Origin of the sequence: Pseudoalteromonas sp. NEC-BIFX-2020_015 (assembly GCF_012952265.1) — a bacterium.
Classification (GTDB): Bacteria; Pseudomonadota; Gammaproteobacteria; order Enterobacterales; family Alteromonadaceae; genus Pseudoalteromonas; species Pseudoalteromonas neustonica.
This window is the reverse complement of record NZ_JABCJL010000026.1, coordinates 1-18387: the sequence shown is the minus strand read 5'-3', so window position 1 is coordinate 18387 and position 18387 is coordinate 1. Positions and strand designations below refer to the sequence as shown.

At 40.5% G+C, this 18387-nt stretch carries 24 protein-coding genes; 17 read left to right on the top strand and 7 right to left on the bottom strand.

Translation table 11 applies throughout. From position 1 onward, the window contains the following. The first annotated feature begins 17 nt into the window (after positions 1 to 17). The 9 genes from HH219_RS17020 to HH219_RS16980 all read left to right on the top strand — a co-directional run bounded on the left by HH219_RS17020 (position 18) and on the right by HH219_RS16980 (position 4708). Positions 18 to 698 (top strand): flagellar brake protein, encoded by a 681-nt coding sequence (locus HH219_RS17020; RefSeq protein ID WP_054206575.1) that lies wholly within the window; start codon positions 18 to 20, stop codon positions 696 to 698. 450 nt (positions 699 to 1148) lie between these two features. Further along, the gene (locus HH219_RS17015) at positions 1149 to 1361 is read left to right on the top strand and encodes a calmodulin (protein WP_054206574.1); all 213 of its coding nucleotides are present in this window, start codon (positions 1149 to 1151) and stop codon (positions 1359 to 1361) included. Positions 1362 to 1435: 74 nt separating this feature from the next. Beyond that, the gene (locus HH219_RS17010; protein ID WP_054206573.1) at positions 1436 to 1648 is read left to right on the top strand and encodes a calmodulin; all 213 of its coding nucleotides are present in this window, start codon (positions 1436 to 1438) and stop codon (positions 1646 to 1648) included. Positions 1649 to 1783: 135 nt separating this feature from the next. Beyond that, on the top strand, positions 1784 to 1996 hold the full coding sequence (locus HH219_RS17005) for a calmodulin (RefSeq protein WP_054206572.1): 213 nt from the start codon (positions 1784 to 1786) through the stop codon (positions 1994 to 1996). Between the two features lie 325 nt (positions 1997 to 2321). Next, positions 2322 to 2915, top strand: a complete 594-nt coding sequence (locus HH219_RS17000; RefSeq protein WP_169328143.1) for a DUF998 domain-containing protein — start codon at positions 2322 to 2324, stop codon at positions 2913 to 2915. A 15-nt stretch (positions 2916 to 2930) separates the two neighbouring features. Next, positions 2931 to 3416, top strand: coding sequence for an OsmC family protein (locus HH219_RS16995; RefSeq protein WP_054206570.1), 486 nt, complete (start codon positions 2931 to 2933; stop codon positions 3414 to 3416). A gap of 491 nt (positions 3417 to 3907) precedes the next feature. Then, on the top strand, positions 3908 to 4120 hold the full coding sequence (locus HH219_RS16990; protein WP_054206569.1) for a calmodulin: 213 nt from the start codon (positions 3908 to 3910) through the stop codon (positions 4118 to 4120). Positions 4121 to 4191: 71 nt separating this feature from the next. Beyond that, complete coding sequence (locus tag HH219_RS16985) at positions 4192 to 4404, top strand: EF-hand domain-containing protein (RefSeq protein ID WP_054206568.1); 213 nt, start codon at positions 4192 to 4194, stop codon at positions 4402 to 4404. A gap of 88 nt (positions 4405 to 4492) precedes the next feature. Continuing rightward, a complete protein-coding gene (locus tag HH219_RS16980; RefSeq protein WP_169328142.1) occupies positions 4493 to 4708 on the top strand; it encodes a calmodulin in 216 nt (71 codons plus the stop codon). Positions 4709 to 4809: 101 nt separating this feature from the next. On the opposite strand, the gene trkA is transcribed toward HH219_RS16980, so the two are convergent. From trkA to def, 4 genes are read right to left on the bottom strand one after another with little or no spacing between them, the layout of a single operon-like run. After that, positions 4810 to 6186, bottom strand: coding sequence for a Trk system potassium transporter TrkA (gene trkA, locus HH219_RS16975; protein WP_054206566.1), 1377 nt, complete (start codon positions 6184 to 6186; stop codon positions 4810 to 4812). A gap of 16 nt (positions 6187 to 6202) precedes the next feature. Next, positions 6203 to 7501, bottom strand: a complete 1299-nt coding sequence (rsmB, locus tag HH219_RS16970) for a 16S rRNA (cytosine(967)-C(5))-methyltransferase RsmB (RefSeq protein WP_054206565.1) — start codon at positions 7499 to 7501, stop codon at positions 6203 to 6205. Beyond that, the gene (gene fmt, locus HH219_RS16965) at positions 7494 to 8447 is read right to left on the bottom strand and encodes a methionyl-tRNA formyltransferase (RefSeq protein ID WP_054206564.1); all 954 of its coding nucleotides are present in this window, start codon (positions 8445 to 8447) and stop codon (positions 7494 to 7496) included. The genes rsmB and fmt overlap by 8 nt, the downstream gene beginning before the upstream one ends. 27 nt (positions 8448 to 8474) lie before the next feature. Beyond that, on the bottom strand, positions 8475 to 8981 hold the full coding sequence (def, locus tag HH219_RS16960) for a peptide deformylase (RefSeq protein ID WP_054455816.1): 507 nt from the start codon (positions 8979 to 8981) through the stop codon (positions 8475 to 8477). Positions 8982 to 9099: 118 nt separating this feature from the next. Here def and HH219_RS16955 point away from each other — a divergent pair, with 118 nt between their 5' ends. From HH219_RS16955 to hemF, 6 genes are all read left to right on the top strand, one after another. Continuing rightward, on the top strand, positions 9100 to 10221 hold the full coding sequence (locus HH219_RS16955; protein WP_064435992.1) for a LysM domain-containing protein: 1122 nt from the start codon (positions 9100 to 9102) through the stop codon (positions 10219 to 10221). 29 nt (positions 10222 to 10250) lie between these two features. After that, positions 10251 to 11336 (top strand): DNA-processing protein DprA, encoded by a 1086-nt coding sequence (gene dprA / locus HH219_RS16950; RefSeq protein ID WP_169328141.1) that lies wholly within the window; start codon positions 10251 to 10253, stop codon positions 11334 to 11336. A 29-nt stretch (positions 11337 to 11365) separates the two neighbouring features. Further along, positions 11366 to 11839 (top strand): DUF494 family protein, encoded by a 474-nt coding sequence (locus HH219_RS16945; protein ID WP_054206560.1) that lies wholly within the window; start codon positions 11366 to 11368, stop codon positions 11837 to 11839. Positions 11840 to 11949: 110 nt separating this feature from the next. Then, positions 11950 to 12522: a topoisomerase DNA-binding C4 zinc finger domain-containing protein gene (locus HH219_RS16940; protein WP_169328140.1), complete on the top strand. Its 573-nt coding sequence runs from the start codon at positions 11950 to 11952 to the stop codon at positions 12520 to 12522. Positions 12523 to 12558: 36 nt separating this feature from the next. Then, a complete protein-coding gene (locus tag HH219_RS16935; protein WP_082355725.1) occupies positions 12559 to 13125 on the top strand; it encodes an L-threonylcarbamoyladenylate synthase in 567 nt (188 codons plus the stop codon). 2 nt (positions 13126 to 13127) lie between these two features. Further along, positions 13128 to 14078 carry an oxygen-dependent coproporphyrinogen oxidase gene (gene hemF / locus HH219_RS16930; protein ID WP_169328139.1) on the top strand — a complete coding sequence of 317 codons (951 nt, stop codon included), beginning with the start codon at positions 13128 to 13130 and terminating at the stop codon, positions 14076 to 14078. A 35-nt stretch (positions 14079 to 14113) separates the two neighbouring features. Here the strand turns inward: hemF and HH219_RS16925 are convergent, their stop codons facing one another. Together HH219_RS16925 and HH219_RS16920 are read right to left on the bottom strand one after the other, a co-directional pair. Continuing rightward, on the bottom strand, positions 14114 to 15721 hold the full coding sequence (locus tag HH219_RS16925) for a HAMP domain-containing methyl-accepting chemotaxis protein (protein ID WP_054206556.1): 1608 nt from the start codon (positions 15719 to 15721) through the stop codon (positions 14114 to 14116). A gap of 88 nt (positions 15722 to 15809) precedes the next feature. Next, entirely contained in the window at positions 15810 to 16247 is a 438-nt protein-coding gene (locus HH219_RS16920; protein ID WP_054206555.1) for a group II truncated hemoglobin, read from the bottom strand. 68 nt (positions 16248 to 16315) lie between these two features. Between HH219_RS16920 and aroE the strand changes: the two genes are divergently transcribed. Beyond that, complete coding sequence (aroE, locus tag HH219_RS16915) at positions 16316 to 17140, top strand: shikimate dehydrogenase (RefSeq protein WP_169328138.1); 825 nt, start codon at positions 16316 to 16318, stop codon at positions 17138 to 17140. After that, complete coding sequence (locus HH219_RS16910) at positions 17137 to 17391, top strand: DUF1488 domain-containing protein (protein WP_054206553.1); 255 nt, start codon at positions 17137 to 17139, stop codon at positions 17389 to 17391. Before aroE ends, HH219_RS16910 begins: the two co-directional genes overlap by 4 nt. Here the strand turns inward: HH219_RS16910 and HH219_RS16905 are convergent. Then, on the bottom strand, positions 17388 to 17921 hold the full coding sequence (locus HH219_RS16905; RefSeq protein ID WP_054206552.1) for a gamma carbonic anhydrase family protein: 534 nt from the start codon (positions 17919 to 17921) through the stop codon (positions 17388 to 17390). The two genes, HH219_RS16910 and HH219_RS16905, sit on opposite strands and share 4 nt — an antisense overlap. Positions 17922 to 18387 lie beyond the last annotated feature (466 nt).

Below are 18387 nucleotides of genomic sequence, written 5' to 3'. Positions count from 1 at the left end.
ATGTAGTTGGAAAGGATATGCCAAAAACAAAACAACAATTAAATTTAGAGAATTTAGCGCACATAACGGCTGGCAGTATTGTCGATGTAGAGGTTTTAACACCCACCACGAGTAAGCGTATTAAAACGGAGTTTGTCGGTTTTTTAAATGATAGGTTCGTTATATTAAATTATCCCTCGCCCAAGCGTTTAAGTAATGCTGGTGAATACTTAAAAGACGGTGTTGTTGTCATTGTTAGGGCTGTGCTCGAAAGCGGTGGTGGGCAGGTTATTGCTTTTCGTCAACAGATACTGTCGGTATCATCGCACCCAGCACGACTTATTTATTTAAACTTCCCAACCCAAGTTCAGCTATTTAGGTTACGCTCACAAACGCGTATTCCAACATTACTACCTGCAACAATAAAACTCAGCGATGAGCGAGAATTACATGGGGTGATTAAGGATATCTCAGTGACGGGTGTGATGTTTGATGTAAAAGGCAAAGATGACCTGACAAAATTAAAGAACACACAATGCAATATAGTATTAGATAAAAATAACAAAGGCGTCACAGAGTTTAGTGGACAAATATGCAGTATCAAAACCCATGCTACAGGCTCACAGTTTGGTATTCAGTTAACAGCAAGTGAAGAGGAAATGAAATCCTTCATGAAGGATCACTTTATTGACCTCTCAGTGCTCGAGCCGCTTGTTTAAATTTGATGATTTTCGCTATTTTGCAACAAAATGGCGAAAATCATGTAACTCTTCTCAAAATCGGTTTAATTATTTTAATAGTCATTACTTATCAGTGGTTTATTTTTAAAATTAAATTTAACTTCAAGCTATCTGTATATACATTAAGCTTTTCCGTGTTTCAAAAGATGCTCATAGAGAATGATTTTTCGTTTTGATGCTGTTTTGTGTCTTTTTCATTTTACGTAAGTCACTGATAAATTAAGTTTTAATTTTACCCTCCTTTATTTTGTTGCTATTTAGCAACAAAAAACACAATAAACACCTCTAAATTCCGCGCTAAACTCTTTAAGATTTTGATTTTGTTGAGCTTATAAATGTTGGCATCGAAGTTGTAATAGTCTAGTTGTACTGAACGAAAACATGATTACTACTTTGTTCTAAACCATAAACATTGAAGGAATATTTATTATGAATACATTAAATAAAACACTAGCACTTATCGCATTAGCATCATCTTCAGCAGCATTTGCTGCAACCGACTTTGATACGTTAGATGTTGATGGTAGCGGCGCAATCAGCCAAAGCGAAGCGTCAGTTGATGCAGAGCTTATGGCAAAGTTTGCTGAACTAGATACAGACGGTAACGGTGAGTTGTCTAAAGATGAGTTCTCAAATTCGTAATATAGGCATTCTTTTACTAAAGGGATCTCTGAAAAGGACTTCCATTCTTAATTTATCTACAAGGAATATTTATTATGAACACATTAAATAAAACATTAGCACTTATCGCATTCGCATCGTCTTCAGCAGCATTTGCAGCAACCGACTTTGACACGCTAGATGTTGATGGTAATGGCGTGATTAGCCAGCAAGAAGCATCAGTTGATGCGACTATTTCTGCAAAGTTTGCAGAACTTGATACTGACCAAAACGGTGAGTTATCAAAAGAAGAGTTTTCACAAGCTTAATACCGAATACTTAGTTTATCCTGAGTTGCCAAAGACAACCTAAATGGGAAAGGAACCTATGATAAAGGATAGCAAGGACGGCTTTAACCAGTATTGAAACCAATTTTTTGATAGTACATTGAAGGAATATTAATTATGAACACATTAAATAAAGCATTAGCACTTATCGCATTAGCATCGTCTTCAGTAGCATTCGCTGCAACCGACTTTGACACGCTAGATGTTGATGGCAATGGCGCAATAAGCCAAAGCGAAGCATCAGTTGATGCCGAACTTATGGGGAAATTTACAGAGCTTGATATTGACCAAAACGGTGAGTTATCAAAAGAAGAGTTCTCTAAAGCATAATATGATTTTTTAAAATTGATTCTTCCCTGATCATTTTACTCTAAAGCAGCCACCCTCCTGGCTGCTTTTTTGTTTGTTTATCGAACGTTTATACCCAAACCACCTCAAGATGCAGAATTCAGCGTTCCACAGGGGCTTAATATCAAGGCGTTACTTTGCAATAATGGTCGTCCCTTTTAAGAAGTAACAACGTAGAGAGTAAGCGCCTATGAAACGCCCAGAGGGTTGGTTTAAAAGCGACGCTCGCATATTGAGGTGGCTTGGGTATACAGGTTTGGAAAATAAGTTTATTATCAAGGCGTTAATTCATACATGGAGGTGAGTAATGTTATCGCTAATTTCTTCGTACGCCGCAATTATAGCCAGTATATGGATTGTGGTAGGTGTTTATGTGGCTGGTCGGTTTTACCCAAATTACAGTCATAGAAAACAATTTTGCAGTGAGCTTGGTGCCACTGGTAGCCCCACAGAAAAATTATCTCCCCTTATAAATAATTACCCACTAGGCATACTTTTTTGCCTATTTGGCTGGCATGTTCTTGCATTTGATGATGCATCTATTCTCATTAATCTAGTTGCTTGGCTAGTCATTGTTCATGGTATAGGAACTTGGGTGGCTGGTTATTTCCCTATGGATGCAGATCCTTATATAAAAACGCCAACTGTGAGTTGTAATATCCACTCTTGGGCTGGTTTTATTATGTTACTTTCATTGCTAATTGCGCCGTTGTTGGTGGTTTTTAGTGAGAGTGTGTCGGTTATTTTTCGGTGGTTTTCAGCGGTGTCGGCCGGATTTACAATTTACTTTTTAGTGTTGTTGGCTAAAGCGTTTAAGGAAAGAAAGCACGCAGGGGTTTATCAGCGTGTATCTTATGGTATTCAGCTATTGTGGCTAAGTGCATTTTCGTGGGTGATCTAAATAAGAGGAATTGAAATGTCAGAGTATCAAGTGAAAATTGACTGGACGCGCAAAGCGGATGAATTGTTTATAGATAACAAATACAGTCGATCTCATCAGTGGGAGTTTGATGGTGGTTTAAGCGTGGCGGCATCATCTTCTCCGCATATAGTGCCACTACCGTATTCGGTTGCTGAAAATGTCGATCCAGAGGAGGCATTTATCGCTTCGTTGTCGAGCTGCCATATGTTGTTCTTTTTATCTATTGCTGCAAAACATAAAATTAAAATTGATAGTTATATTGATAATGCTGTCGGCGTGATGGAAAAAGACGATGCGGGTAAAGTCGCTATGACACTGGTTACATTAAAGCCGAAGGTAACACCGTCAGAGGGGCAAGCGTTGAGCTTTGAGGAACTGGAATCTTTTCATCACCAAGCGCATGAATTGTGTTTTATTGCCAACTCAGTAAAAACTAAAATAGTCACTGACATTGTTTATTTTAGAGACACTCGGTTATAAGCAAAATTTAACCGCTTTGCCATTGTGATTTCGCACAATGGCAACAAACCACACTTTTAAGCAAAAACCAGCTCCGTTATTTTCTTTTCTGTTAAAATATATTTTCAAATCAATTAAAATCAAAGGCTTAAGTTTATTGTTTTACAGGTTTATTTTTTAAACTATGGCTATTCAGTTGCAATACGATTTTAGACACTCTAAAAGTGAGCTAAAAAAGCGTATGAAAGATAAAACTGTGTCATTTATTAAAAAACTAAGCTATTGATTATTATTGATTTAATTTTTATGTAAAGTGACTTGTTGCTAATTGGCCACAAAAAAGAGTGGTTAAACCTTTTTATTCTTCCTTTTCAACTATCAACATCATGATTTTAAACAACTATTTATAGTTGGCATCGAAGTTGTAATAGCTAGCTTGTATTGAACGAAATGAGATTGCCCCCGGTAGTTTATATAGCGTTCGTAAACATAAATATTGAAGGAATATAACGATGAATACATTAAATAAAACATTAGCACTTATCGCATTAGCATCATCTTCAGCAGCATTCGCTGCAACCGACTTTGACACGTTAGATGTTGATGGCAGTGGCGCAATCAGCCAAAGCGAAGCATCAGTGGATGCAGATTTAATGAGCAAATTTGCCGAATTAGATACCGACGGTAACGGTGAGCTTTCAAAAGAAGAGTTCTCGAACGCGTAACGTTAACCTTAGTGCCAGCGTTTAGCTGGCGAGCTTGAAACCAAGCATTGTAAATTTGAAGGAATATAACTATGAATACATTAAATAAAACATTGGCACTTATCGCATTAGCATCATCTTCAGCAGCATTCGCTGCAACCGACTTTGACACGTTAGATGTTGATGGCAGTGGCGCAATCAGCCAAAGCGAAGCATCAGTGGATGCAGAGCTAATGAGCTTATTCTCTGAACTAGATACCGATGGGAATGGTGAGCTTTCTGTAGAAGAGTTTGCAAAAGCTTAATTTTTATAAAGTGATTTCTTAAAGAGATTTTCGATACCAATATAATGAAAAGTAAAAATACTACTTTTTATTTATGAGGAATAAAACGATGAAACATATTAATACAACATTTGCTATTTTGGCCCTTGCAGCTTCATCAGCAGCATTTGCTGCGGTTACCTTTGAATCATTTGATACCGATGGTAATGGTGCTATTACCAAAGAAGAGGCATCGGTAAATACACGCCTTGTAGAGATATTTGCAGACTTAGATACTGATCAAAACGGTGAGTTATCAAAAGAAGAATTCGCCAAGGCACAATAAGCTTTCCTTAGCGGAAAATAAAATGAACACTTCATATACGTAAAAGCAGCTTAACTTGAGCTGCTTTTTTTTAATTGAACCGGTATATAAAGCATATTTTCTTATAAGAAAATCGCACTTACTTGGAATAGTTTTTCAACGACGTTGATATGCTTTTTATCAATTAAAAACATGATAACGTGATCACCAGAGTGAATAACCGTGTCGTCGTGCGCAATTAATACATCATCGTTACGAACGATTGCACCAATAGTAGTCCCTGCAGGAAGCTTGATATCAGCAATTGCACGCCCTACAACCTTTGATGTGTTTTCGTCGCCATGGGCAACAGCCTCAATCGCTTCTGCCGCACCTTTACGTAAAGAATACACATTTACAATGTCACCACGGCGAACATGAGTAAGCAGCGCTGAAATTGTTGCTTGTTGCGGTGAAATGGCGATATCAATTTCACCACCTTGCACTAAATCAACATACGCACCGCGCTGAATAAGCACCATGGTTTTTTGTGCACCCATGCGTTTGGCAAGCATGGCCGACATGATGTTTGCTTCATCGTCATTAGTCACCGCAATAAACACATCAACTTGTTCTATGTGCTCTTCCGATAGCAGCTCTTGATCGGATGCATCCCCACAAAACACCACGGTGTTATCGAGCATTTCAGACAGCTGCTCGGCACGCTCTTTACTGCGTTCGAGTAACTTTACACTGTGATTTTTTTCAAGTGAACGGGCAAGCCCTGCACCGATATTACCGCCACCTGCGATCATAATTTTTTTGTATGAACGCTCGAGCTTCTGTAGCTCATTCATTACTGCTCGAATGTGCTTAGTTGCAGCGAGGAAGAATACTTCATCATCTGCTTCAATAACGGTGGTGCCGAGTGGCTTTATTGCTTTACCTTGGCGATAAATGGCAGCAACACGCGTTTCAACGTTAGGAATATGCTCTTTTAAGGCTGATAGCGCATAACCAACCAATAAGCCACCGTAGTATGCTTTAACAGCCACTAACGAGAGCATGCCATCACCAAACTGCAAAACCTGTAAAGCCCCTGGGTAGTCAATCAAGCGACGAATATACTTGGTGACCAATTGCTCGGGTGCAATGTAGTGATCAACCGGTAAATCATCATTTTGAAATAACTTTTCACGGTACTTTAGGTATTGCTCTGAGCGAATACGTGCAATTTTAGTGGGCGTTTTAAATATACTGTAAGCAACTTGGCAAGCGACCATGTTCACTTCATCTGAACTGGTCACTGCTATTATCATATCGGCGTCTTCCGCACCGGCGCGGCGTAGTACGTCTGGGTGTGCACTGTGTCCTGTCACACCTTGCAGGTCGTACTTATCTTGCAACTCACGTAAACGGTTGCCATCAATATCAACAACCGTGATTTCGTTTTGTTCACCTACGAGGTTTTCAGCGAGCGTTCCGCCTACTTGTCCAGCACCGAGTATGATTATTTTCATGGTTTACTTGAGCTTCTTATGAGTGTTTTTTTACAAGTTTGGCATAATAGAAACCGTCGCTTTCACCGGGCAGCAATTGCAGACCTGGGTTTGCTGGCGTGTCGTTATCATGTAGCGGAATATGCTCAACGTCATTGTTGTTTGCTAAAAACTTAGCAACTTGTAATTGGTTTTCTTGTGGTAATACCGAGCACGTTGCATAAATTAAGGTACCACCGGGCTTAAGTAACGGCCAAATGTTATTTAGAATATCACCTTGTAATGTTGCAAGATCATTGATATCAGAGGCACGGCGCAACCATTTTATGTCAGGGTGGCGGCGGATCACGCCTGTTGCAGAGCAAGGGACATCTAATAAAATGCGGTCAAACTGTTGTTCGTCCCACCATTTGTGTGGTTGAGAAGCATCAGCACATTGTAAATCAGCACCTAGACCAATACGGACAAGGTTTTGTTTTACGCGCTCAAGGCGTGTTTCGTCGCAATCAAGAGCAAGTACGTCGGCATCAGCAAGCTCTAAAATATGACATGTTTTACCACCAGGGGCAGCACACGCATCTAAAATGTGCTCTTCAGCTTTTGGATCTAAAAAGCGTGCCGCTAATTGTGCTGCAGCATCTTGTACTGAACATGCGCCGGTGTCGAATTCGGGTAATGAGAAAACATCTCGTGGTTTATCTAGCTTAATGCCATCAGGAAAGTCAGCATTTAATGTGTGTGCGATATCATTGGCTGTAAGCATCTCGCTATATTCAGCTGTGTTATATTGCGCTTGATTAACACGTAACCACATTGGTGCTTGCTGTTGGTTGGCTTCTAACAGTGCTTGCCAAGAGTCAGGGTACGCTTCGGTAACTTGTTTGATAAACCAGTTTGGGTGGTTGTATAAACAGACCGGAATTTGTTTGGCTTTTTCTTCTAGCTCTTCTTGCTGGCGCTGAAAGCTGCGTAATATAGCGTTGATCAAACCTTTTAGACCCAGAGCTCTTAGCTGCTCTAAAGCATTTACTGTTTCACTGATAGCTGCATGAGGTGGAACACGCATATGTTGTAGTTGGTAAATGCCAACATACAGCAAAAACTGGAATATACGGCGCTTTCCCTTGAGAGGTTGTTCAACTAAATGCTGGCAATAATTCTCTAAGCTTGGCAAATAACGCAGTACACCGTAACAAATTTGCTGTAATAAGGCTTTATCTTTAGGGGGTAAACCTTGGCTTGCAAAAGGCAGCTCTTGATTTAGAGATGCGCCTTTATCTACGACGTTATATAAAGTTTCGGCGGCAAGCGCGCGTACGTTGGGAGCTTTACTCATTGTTTTCGCCTAATATTGTACCAGGAGTTACCCAGTCTGCTCGGCCGTTTAAAAAGTCAGTAATGGCCATTGGCTTTTTGCCTTGTGGTTGTACTTGCGTGATATTAAGTGCGTTAGTGCCACAGGCAATCACAATGCCGTGTTTATCGCTTTGTAAAACAGTGCCTGTAGGGCCTGTTTGTTCAACAACATTGGCTTGGTATACTTTTACAGTGTTTTCGCCCATTTGGGTAAAACACACTGGCCACGGATTGAATGAACGAATGTTACGTTCAATCTGTGCAGCGTCCATTGTCCAATCAATGTTTGCCTCTTCTTTAGAGAGCTTTTTAGCATAGTTAGCCAGTTCATCATCTTGTACTTGTGGTGTAATTTCACCATTAGCCAATTGAGTGATGGTGTTGATGAGTGCGCTTGGGCCTAAATCAGCAAGCTTATTGTATAGGCTGGCACTGGTCTCAGTAGCATCAATAGGGCAACGGCTAATATGCAGCATGTCGCCGGTATCTAGGCCTTCATCCATTTGCATAATAGTGACGCCAGTCTCAGTATCCCCGGCCCAAATAGCACGCTGTATTGGTGCAGCACCGCGCCAGCGTGGCAAAATTGAACCATGTACGTTTAAGCAGCCTAAGCGAGGTGCATCTAAAATAGCTTTAGGTAACAGCAGTCCATATGCAACAACAATCATAATGTCGGCATTAAGGTTGTTTAGCTCAGTGAGTGCGTCGTCACTTTTTAATGAGGACGGTTGAAAAACAGGTAATTCATGCGCCAGCGCAAGTTCTTTTACTTCACTGGCTTTGAGTTTTTTTCCGCGACCAGCAGGGCGATCAGGTTGGCTGTATACGCCAACAATTTGATGCTCTGAATCGATAAGAGCTTGTAAATGGCGCGCAGCAAAATCGGGCGTACCGGCAAAAATAATGCGTAATGGTTGTGTCACTGAACTTCCTAATTAATTCTAAGGTACTTATTGCGCTGCAAGCTTGGCTTCTTTTTCAAGTTTTTTACGAATACGTTGACGCTTTAACGGGGATAAGTAATCAATGAATAACTTACCAATTAAGTGATCAAGCTCGTGTTGGATGCAAATAGCTAAAAGTTCATCAGCATCTAAAGTGAACTCTTCACCTTTCTCATTAAGGGCTTTTACAGATACTGTTTCTGCGCGATCAACTTTTGCGTAAGAATACGGTACAGATAAACAACCTTCTTCACTGACTGTTTCACCCGCTTGGGTTATAATCGTTGGGTTGATCAACACCAAGGGTTCATTGCGTTCTTCTGATACATCAATGACGACAATGCGTTGATGAATGTCAACTTGGGTTGCGGCTAATCCAATGCCGTTCTCGTCGTACATAGTCTCTAGCATGTCTTTTACAATTTGACGAATTTGGTCGTCAACATGCGTTACTTCTTTTGCAATTGTACGTAAACGTTCATCTGGAAATCTTAAAACTTCTAACCTAGCCATAGTAACCTTTTTCACTTGTGCTTAATTTAGGGTATTGTATGCTCTTATTTTAGCCATTCGCGTTCACCTTTAACAGGTTTTGGTTGATAATAATGAAAAAACACCACAAGGAAGCTCAATGAAATACCCATTATTCGCAGCAGTGTTGGCACTAAGTACTGCATTTCCATCGGTAGCCGATGTGTTAAATATAAAAAAAGATGCGCCAAAACAGTATGTTGTAAAAAAAGGTGATACGCTTTGGGATATTTCAGCTATCTATCTAAATAAGCCGTGGTTGTGGCCTGAGCTTTGGCAAATGAATCCGCAAATTGATAACCCACACCTTATTTATCCCGGCGATGCCCTTTCTTTGATTTATGATGAGCACGGAAATCCACGCTTAGTGATTAATTCAGGTTATAAAAAATTGTCGCCACATGGACGAATTACACCAAAAGGTCGTAATGCAATCCCAACTTTGCCACTAGAACTATTACGCCCTTATTTGACTTATGAGCAAGCGCTAAGTAGAAAAGAGATAGCGGAAAAACCTTATATTTTAGGTGCTAATGTAAACACTAAAATGAACACCGAAGGTCATATTGTGTATGTTAAAGGCGAGCTTAAATTGCATGAAGCTTATGCTATTTATCGTAAAGGCAAAGCGTATATTGATCCTGAGACGAATAAAGCACTGGCATATAAATCACAATTAGTGGGTATAGGCCGCGTATTCAGAGAAGGTGATTTATCACAAGGAGTGCCTTCCTCTGTTAAAGTGACTGAGGCTAAACAGGAGATCAGAGCCACAGATTTCTTAATGCCAGCAATGCAAGGGCAAGCCTTACCTGCCTATTTTAAAATGCAGCGCCCAGATGAGCCGATTACAGGTAACATTATTGCAGCAACAAGTAGATTAAGAGAATTCAGCACAATGGATATTGTAGTGCTAAACTTAGGTTTAGAGCAGAATATTAAAGCAGGCCATATTTTAGATATTGAACGTCAATCACCTACAGTGTTTGATGGACGTAATGGCCCTCGCTATGAAGAAGATTCTAATAGCCTTGAAAAATTCATGAAAAAGAGCGATGAATTTTTTGGGGTTGAGCCAGATAAAAACTCTACAGTGTGGCATATGCCAAAAGAAAAAGTTGGCGAGCTAATGGTATTTAAAGTACATGAAAAAGTTAGCTACGCTTTAATCGTAAAAAACCAGCACCCAATCCGCATCGGTGATTTTGCAGTTATAAATTAAATCAGGTTTGAGTGCTCTAAGGAGAGAGCATGGAAAATTCTTCGGGCAAGCTAGCACACTGGCTTGCCTTTTATTTATGTAAAGGCTTGGGCGTTAAAACTTTACTGGCTCTAGCGCAAAACCAGCCATTAGAGTGTTTATTTGAACTTAACCACGAGCAGTTAGTAGAGTGCGGCCTTAGTTCACAAATCGCTAGCAACTTACTTGCTACTGATTGGCGGCAAGTCGATTACTATCAGACATTAATTGCTCAATCAGATATAACTGCAATTAATTATTTTGATTCCCCCTTATATCCCCCGTTATTAAAAGAAGTGGCTAGTGCACCCTTGTTATTATTTTGCCGCGGTAATTTAGAACTACTGAATAGTCCACAAATAGCGATTGTTGGCAGTCGTCATGCTACACCATCAGGGCTAGAAATAGCGGCTGAGTTTGCGCATCAGCTTACTCTTGCAGGGTTAACTGTTACCTCAGGAATGGCACTTGGCATTGATGGTGCAGCCCACAAAGGAGCGCTTGCGGGCAACGGTAAAACGATTGCAGTACTTGGCACAGGAGTTGATGTGTATTATCCCAAACGGCATAAGCTGCTTACAGATAAAGTATGTGAACATGGTTTATTAGTGAGTGAGTTTTTACCTGGCACAGCCGCTAATGGTAATAATTTTCCGCGCCGAAATCGCATAATATCGGGTTTATCACTCGGTGTATTAATTGTCGAGGCGCAAATTAAAAGCGGCTCACTCATTACAGTCCGCTATGCACTGGAACAAAATAAAGAAGTGTTTGCTGTGCCAGGTTCAATTAAAAACCCGCTATCAGAAGCAAGTCACTTTTTAATAAAGCAAGGGGCAAAATTAGTCGAAAATGTCAGTGATATTTTAGATGAAGTAAGCTTTTCCTGTCAAAACAGTCTATATAATATAGAGAAAGCGTCGACTAACGAACCCACATGCGAAGTACTTTGTAGTGTAGGTTTTGAAGTGACTGCAGTCGATGTAATTGTTCAGCGTAGCCAATGGCCGATAGATAAAGTACAAGCACGTTTACTTGATCTTGAGCTTGAAGACCGGGTCGAGCGGGTATTAGATGGCTATATCCGAGTTCGCTAGATTATAGATACTTATATAAGGGAAGTAACATGTTCGATATCCTCATGTACCTCTTTGAAAATTATATTCATAGTGAAGCTGAAATTTATGCTGAGCATAATGAACTCACAGATGAGTTATTACGTGCGGGCTTCAATAAGCCCGAAATATACAAAGCATTGAATTGGCTAGAGCAATTAGCTGAACTACAGCACAGTGATGAAATTCCTTATCTCAATGCTTATCCACAACATGCGGTACGTATTTTTACAGAGAGTGAATGTGAGATGCTTTGTGTTGAGTGCCGTGGTTTTTTAATGTTTATAGAGCAGATTGGGGTTATAAATAGTGCGGTTCGTGAAATGGTCGTGGATCGCTTACGTGCTTTAGATAAACCTTTTATAACGATTGATGATTTAAAATGGGTAATACTAATGGTGCTATTTAATGTGCCTGGTTCCGAGTTTGCTTATTCTCAAATGGAAAAAATTATTTTTAATGAGCCCGCTGAGGTTTTACATTAAACATCGACTTTTTCAATACGTGTGCTTTTAGAGGATTTAGGTGGGTATGCTTGTATCTTAAATTAGTTTGGGTATATTAGGCGAAAATTAACCAACCGCTTTGGAAACACATGAGCAAAATTGATCATTCACTTTTCTCTGCAAACCAGCACGCCTTAGAAAAAGAGTACGAAGTGTGCCCTCAATGTGGTTCTGAGTTAGTTATTCGTAATAGCAAGTCAGGTCCTTTTCTTGGCTGTGCAAGTTACCCTAAATGTGACTTTATTCGTTCTTTAGTACAGCATGATACTCAGCAAATTAAGGTTCTAGAAGATAGCCCTTGCCCTGAATGTGCAAACCCGCTGGTGGTTAAAAATGGTCGCTATGGCATGTTTATTGGTTGTACAGGCTACCCTGAATGTCATTATATTGCCCATGACGAGCCTAAAGAAAATGAAGACGTATTACCTGCATGTCCTAAATGTACTAAAGGGCAGCTAGTTGCACGTAGTAATAAATTTGGAAAAACCTTTTACTCATGTAACAGCTACCCAAGTTGTAAGTACACTTTAAATCACAAACCTATTGAACACACTTGCCCACAATGCCAGTGGCCAGTGATGACACAAAAGAAGATGGCGAACAGTGATGTGTTACAATGCCCCCAGAAAAACTGCTCGCATAAATTGACGGTGAGCGACTAATTAGCAGCTTTAACTTTTTGTATGTGGAGAATTCCTGTGGCCGATTCAACCTCTGTGCCTAAAACCGCCCTTACTGCTTTGCAGCAAGGAGGTGTTATTGTTTATCCAACTGAAGCAGTATATGGGTTAGGTTGCGACCCAGACGACCAACACGCCGTTGAAAAATTATTAGCGATCAAGCAACGCCCAGTCGAAAAGGGCTTAATTTTAATTGCTGATAATTATGGCCAGTTACTAAAATATGTTGATGACGCAAAAATTCCTATGGATAAACGCGCTGATATTTTTTCTAGTTGGCCAGGGGCGATTACGTGGGTAATGCCTGCAGCTAAAAATACACCAAAATGGTTAACAGGGCAGTTTGATACCATTGCGGTACGTGTAACAAATCACCCAACGGTTAAGCGTTTATGCCAAGAACTTGGTAAGCCTTTAGTGTCGACAAGTGCTAATTTATCAGGGCAAGATACAGTAACCAGCATTGAAATGGCGAAGAGTGAATTTGATCAACAGGTTGCGTTTTATGTTGATGAGCCATTAGGTGGCCGAACTCAGCCAAGCACTATTAAAGACGTAATGACCGGTAAAATATTTAGAGGATGAATATGCACAGTAATCTGCTTGAACAAGTAAAAACGTATTTAATGGCTTTGCAAGACACTATTTGCGAAGGCTTAGAGCGCGCTGATGCGAACGCTAAGTTTGTTGAAGATAGCTGGCAACGTGCAGAGGGGGGCGGAGGGCGAACGCGCGTCATTCGTGATGGAAATATCATAGAACAAGGCGGCGTTAACTACTCTCATGTGTTTGGTGCATCAATGCCTGCATCTGCTACCGCGCATAGGCCAGAACTCGCTGGACGTAGTTTTCATGCTTGTGGGGTGTCGTTAGTTATTCACCCTAAAAACCCGCATATACCAACTAGCCATGCAAACGTGCGATTTTTTATTGCAGAAAAAGAAGGCGAAGAACCTATTTGGTGGTTTGGTGGCGGGTTCGATTTAACACCTTTTTATCCTGTATTTGATGATGTTAAGCATTGGCACCAAGTGGCGCATGATCTGTGCGCTCCTTTTGGCGATGACGTGTATCCTCGCTATAAAAAGTGGTGCGATGAATATTTTTATATCAAGCACCGTAATGAAACTCGTGGTGTGGGTGGCTTGTTTTTTGATGACTTGAATGAGCATGGCTTTGAGCAAAGCTTTGCTTTAATGCAAGCTGTTGGTAATGGCTTTCTCGATGCTTATGTGCCGATTATAGAACGTCGTAAAAGCGACGAGTACACACAGCAACAACGTGACTTCCAGCTTTATCGCCGAGGTCGTTATGTTGAGTTTAATTTAGTGTGGGATCGCGGTACGTTGTTTGGTTTGCAAACAGGTGGCCGTACAGAATCTATTTTAATGTCTATGCCGCCACTTGCGCGCTGGGAATATAATTATACGCCAGGGGCAGAAAGTCCTGAAGCGCAGCTTTACCAATTCTACTTGAGGCCACAAGCATGGCTAAGTAGTGAACCGGAGCAATTAGTTTCCCGAGACTGGCAATTATAATACCGAGTTGGCGCTAATTGATTTAGCGCCGCACCTTAATTTAATTTAAAACGTCTGACCTGCTCATCCAACGAGCGAGCTAGCGATAATAGTTCTTCACTTATTTTTTGATTGTCGTTGGCATCGACTAATGAGCGCTCCGCATTATCACTGATTGCCACAACACTTTGATTAATTTCTTCAGCAGCTAAGCTTTGCTGTTCTGTTGCATCAGCAATTTGTACATTTAGCTGATTAATTTCGCTCATCTGAGAGGAAATATCTTTTAAAGCCTGTGCAACTTTTTTGACTTGTAGCGCCCTATCATCAGCTTCTTCACACGAGTTACTCATCATAGTGACGGTTTGCGAGGCTTCTGATTGTAGCTTATCTATTGTGCGTTTAATCTCGTCTGTTGAATCATGAGTACGTGTTGCTAAAGTGCGAACTTCATCGGCGACAACAGCAAAGCCTCGACCAGCTTCTCCCGCTCTTGCTGCTTCTATTGCAGCATTTAACGCGAGTAAATTAGTTTGTTCAGCAATGCTACTGATCACTTCAAGTACTTTTCCCACTTCTAAGGTTTGAGCTTGTAGCTGACTTACTTGCTGGGCTGCGCTACGAACATCGTCAGCGAGTTGATTTATGCTTACCTGCGTATGCTCAGCAACGCGTAAGCTCTGTTGTGCAAGCACATTACTACTCTCCGATTTTTCTGAAGCAAAGTGAGTGGTATTTTTAACTTCGTTAGATGAGCTTTCCAGTTCATTAATTGCAGCCGCAACAGAGTCTGTTCCTTGTTTTTGGCTTAATATTGATTGTTCAGTCGCATCGACAGAGGCATAAATGGCTTCGGCAGAATGAATCAACACTTTTGATGAATGTGACACTTGCGCAATATTTTCTTTAAAGGCACTTATCATCTGATTAAAGCTATTTGCTAAGGAGCTTAACTCATCGTTATTGTTATCCTCAATTTTGAGGCTTAAATCATTATTGCTAGTGGCTAGGTGCATCATGCGATCAATGTTATTGAGGCGTTTAATGAATATTCTTCTAAAGAGTAAACCCAATAATAAAAAAGCAGTTACAAAAAGCGTAGATAGCAGGGCTGTATTGATAAGTGTATTTCGCGTTACTTTTGTTTCAATATCTGCGAGTGAATAACTAATTTTTACAACCCCTAATACATCACCTTCTTGTGCCTGATGGCAACCAAGGCAATTCGTTCCTTTATGATCACTGCTTGCAAGCATCGGCTTTAAATAGGTCATATAACGCGTACTTTGCTGTTGTTCAATGAAAAGGTCTTCTTTTCCATTAAGTGCTGCAATCTCTGCGTCGTTACTTGGAGCTTGGTTTGCAGCGCCTGGGCCATAAAGTTTGTTTACAATGGGGCTACGGATTATATGGGCATCTTCAATATTTGGGTGATTACGTAATTTGCTGCTTAGTATTTCTCGATTCGCCATTGTGCCAGTGAGCATCATGGTATTGATGGAATCAAAGTAATTATCAGCAAGTAGCTTAATGTTGCTGGCAATTGTTTCCTGGGCAAGGGTATGTTGCTGATTTGAACTACTGAAAATACTTGCAAAAAGTACTAGCACGCCGGTGATTGCCAGTAATGCATAAATTTTATGTTGGATGGATTTCACGCGCATAATACTCTTCTAAACAAGATAGCGTTATTATCTGTATTTAGAAGAGTACGACATTGATATAGCGCAAACTTAAAAGATTAAAATCGCTTTAGTGCTGGTTGATCATGTGACTGGCAAGCTGCGCCAATGATTTTCGTAACCCTTCTCGTAATAAAGGATTATCAATTTCAGCATCTAACGCTTTATCCATACAATACATCCATTGATCGCGTAAATCTTGATCGATAGGAAAAGGCATATGGCGTTTACGCAGCATAGGGTGACCATGTTTTTCTACAAACAAATCAGGGCCGCCTAACCAACCGGATAAAAACTCAAAAAATACTTGGCGAATACGATCTAATGGTTGAGGATGCATATCATATAACGGTTTAGCGTAATCATCGGTGGCCATAATGTCGTAGAATCTATTTGCAAGTGCAAACGCGCCAGCTTCTCCACCCATCATTTGATAAGGTGTTTTTTCGGGAGTAGGTGCTTGCTGTGGCTCAGGTTGTTTCGATTTAGAAAAAAGTCGTTTAATCATAGTTTTTATCATCGTTAATTAGCAGTAAATTACTCTGTAATATTACTAAACAAAGAGGTTGCTCGAATATGGACAAATATGCAGTTTTTGGAAATCCCATTAAACACTCAAAATCCCCTGCGATACATAAGCAATTTGCAACCTCATTGGGCGAGAAGATCGATTATCGGGCAATACTAGCACCAATAGATGGCTTTAAAATAGCGGTTGCTGATTTTTTTGCTGCTGGTGGTAATGGTGCCAACGTAACTATGCCATTTAAAGAGCAAGCATATGAATTAGTTGATGAGCGAACTGAGCTTGCCACCATTGTCGGTGCTGTAAATACAATAAAGCTGCTAGATGATGGCCGCTTATTAGGTGATAACACCGATGGTGTTGGCTTTGTTAATGACTTGCTCGCAAATAAAGTTGCTATTAAAGGTAAACGTATTTTACTGATTGGTGCTGGTGGTGCGGCGCGAGGGGTTGTATTGCCATTACTGGCACAGCAGCCGAGTGAAATCATCATCGTCAATCGCACCGCGGCAAAAGCCAAAGCATTAGCACAGCTGTTTGCTCAATATGGCGCAGTGACAGGCTATGGATTTGATGATTTACCTGAAGGTGATTACTCACTAATTGTAAACTCTACATCTAGTAGTATGTTGGGTGAGTTGCCAGCACTCGACAAAAAGCACCTTAATAATTGTAAATGTGTATATGATATGTTTTATTCACTACAAAACACTCTGTTTATGCAATGGGCACAGGATTACAAAGCCGATATTAGCGTACTCGATGGTAGCGGTATGCTCGTTGGGCAAGCAGCACAAGCTTACTTTGTTTGGCGTGATAAAATGCCAGCAATACTCCCTATTGTGCGATCATTAAAAGCTGGAGAATTGATATGAATCAAGCAATTCAATTTATAGATCGATTTGAATTTAATGTGCAAAGCCAGCAGTTAACGTTTTTTGCCCAAGTAAGTGGCCTAATGGTTAAATGTGTTATTGATACGCAAAGTCTAGCATTGGCAGATCAGCAAGCGGCTAAGGCGCACTTTGAAGCTGTACGTTTTGACTATGAAGATATTGCCGAGCAACTAATCGAAGATGAAGAGTATAACTCGGCGGGAGAGATTGTTGTTGCAGTGCTGAATTAACCTTCAGCTAGGTATTCATCTTTGAGCTCAACATAATTGATGGCTGACACTTTTAAAAAGCTCAGCTCTTGCTCTGTTAAAGGGCGGGCTTGTTTTACTGGGCTGCCAACATAGAGGAAACCAGACTCTAAACGTTTGTTTGGTGGGACTAATGAACCGCCTCCAATAATCACATCGTCTTCAACTATCGCGTTATCCATTACAATAGCGCCCATACCGACTAAAATACGATTACCTAACCGACACCCGTGCAGCATTACTTTATGGCCAACAGTAACATCGTCACCAATGATAAGCGGATAACCATCAGGGTTACTTTTACTTGGACGAGTAAGGTGTAGCACACTGCCATCTTGTACATTAGTACGTTCACCAATACATATATAGTTAACGTCTCCACGTGCTGCGACTAATGGCCATACACTACTATCTTTACCTAGCGTTATATTACCAACTAAAACAGCGGACTCATCAATATAAACAGATTGATTAAAAGTAGGGGTTATTCCCTTGTAAGAACGGATAGTCATAAAAACACCTAATAAAATGAAAGTGATTGAATCTGATGATAGCAGCAGAGCTAATAAAATGGCTAGTATGGATCTATGTTGCTCACTAAACTAGCACTTTCAAGGTGTTTAGCTCGTAAACCGAACGAACAGTACTTTATTTCAAGTTTTCTTCAAATAACGCTTGCGTAAAATCAGCCGCGCCCTATAATGCGACCCCACTGAGACGGCAGACAGCAACGCTTAGCGGGGCAAGAGTTAATCAGTGAGTCGAGTAAAACTTGGGTTTGAATTTTTATAAAGTTTAAATTTAAGTGTTGACAAAAAAAGTGGAAAGCGTAATATGCGCAGCCCTAGCGGGATAAAGTTTAACTTTAACCGCAACGTTCTTTAACAATATAAAGCAATCATCTGTGTGGGCACTCGTACAGATTGAGTTCTAACAGCCGAGCTTAACTTTCTTTTTAGATAGCTAAGCAAGGCAAAA

Bases quoted from the DNA above. Each gene is read 5' to 3' on its own strand.
- HH219_RS17020 (WP_054206575.1), top strand. From the start codon at position 18: ATGCCAAAAACAAAACAACAATTAAATTTAGAGAATTTAGCGCACATA.
- HH219_RS17015 (WP_054206574.1), top strand. From the start codon at position 1,149: ATGAATACATTAAATAAAACACTAGCACTTATCGCATTAGCATCATCT.
- HH219_RS17010 (WP_054206573.1), top strand. From the start codon at position 1,436: ATGAACACATTAAATAAAACATTAGCACTTATCGCATTCGCATCGTCT.
- HH219_RS17005 (WP_054206572.1), top strand. From the start codon at position 1,784: ATGAACACATTAAATAAAGCATTAGCACTTATCGCATTAGCATCGTCT.
- HH219_RS17000 (WP_169328143.1), top strand. From the start codon at position 2,322: ATGTTATCGCTAATTTCTTCGTACGCCGCAATTATAGCCAGTATATGG.
- HH219_RS16995 (WP_054206570.1), top strand. From the start codon at position 2,931: ATGTCAGAGTATCAAGTGAAAATTGACTGGACGCGCAAAGCGGATGAA.
- HH219_RS16990 (WP_054206569.1), top strand. From the start codon at position 3,908: ATGAATACATTAAATAAAACATTAGCACTTATCGCATTAGCATCATCT.
- HH219_RS16985 (WP_054206568.1), top strand. From the start codon at position 4,192: ATGAATACATTAAATAAAACATTGGCACTTATCGCATTAGCATCATCT.
- HH219_RS16980 (WP_169328142.1), top strand. From the start codon at position 4,493: ATGAAACATATTAATACAACATTTGCTATTTTGGCCCTTGCAGCTTCA.
- trkA (WP_054206566.1), bottom strand. From the start codon at position 6,186: ATGAAAATAATCATACTCGGTGCTGGACAAGTAGGCGGAACGCTCGCT.
- rsmB (WP_054206565.1), bottom strand. From the start codon at position 7,501: ATGAGTAAAGCTCCCAACGTACGCGCGCTTGCCGCCGAAACTTTATAT.
- def (WP_054455816.1), bottom strand. From the start codon at position 8,981: ATGGCTAGGTTAGAAGTTTTAAGATTTCCAGATGAACGTTTACGTACA.
- HH219_RS16955 (WP_064435992.1), top strand. From the start codon at position 9,100: ATGAAATACCCATTATTCGCAGCAGTGTTGGCACTAAGTACTGCATTT.
- dprA (WP_169328141.1), top strand. From the start codon at position 10,251: ATGGAAAATTCTTCGGGCAAGCTAGCACACTGGCTTGCCTTTTATTTA.
- HH219_RS16945 (WP_054206560.1), top strand. From the start codon at position 11,366: ATGTTCGATATCCTCATGTACCTCTTTGAAAATTATATTCATAGTGAA.
- HH219_RS16940 (WP_169328140.1), top strand. From the start codon at position 11,950: ATGAGCAAAATTGATCATTCACTTTTCTCTGCAAACCAGCACGCCTTA.
- hemF (WP_169328139.1), top strand. From the start codon at position 13,128: ATGCACAGTAATCTGCTTGAACAAGTAAAAACGTATTTAATGGCTTTG.
- HH219_RS16925 (WP_054206556.1), bottom strand. From the start codon at position 15,721: ATGCGCGTGAAATCCATCCAACATAAAATTTATGCATTACTGGCAATC.
- HH219_RS16920 (WP_054206555.1), bottom strand. From the start codon at position 16,247: ATGATTAAACGACTTTTTTCTAAATCGAAACAACCTGAGCCACAGCAA.
- aroE (WP_169328138.1), top strand. From the start codon at position 16,316: ATGGACAAATATGCAGTTTTTGGAAATCCCATTAAACACTCAAAATCC.
- HH219_RS16910 (WP_054206553.1), top strand. From the start codon at position 17,137: ATGAATCAAGCAATTCAATTTATAGATCGATTTGAATTTAATGTGCAA.
- HH219_RS16905 (WP_054206552.1), bottom strand. From the start codon at position 17,921: ATGACTATCCGTTCTTACAAGGGAATAACCCCTACTTTTAATCAATCT.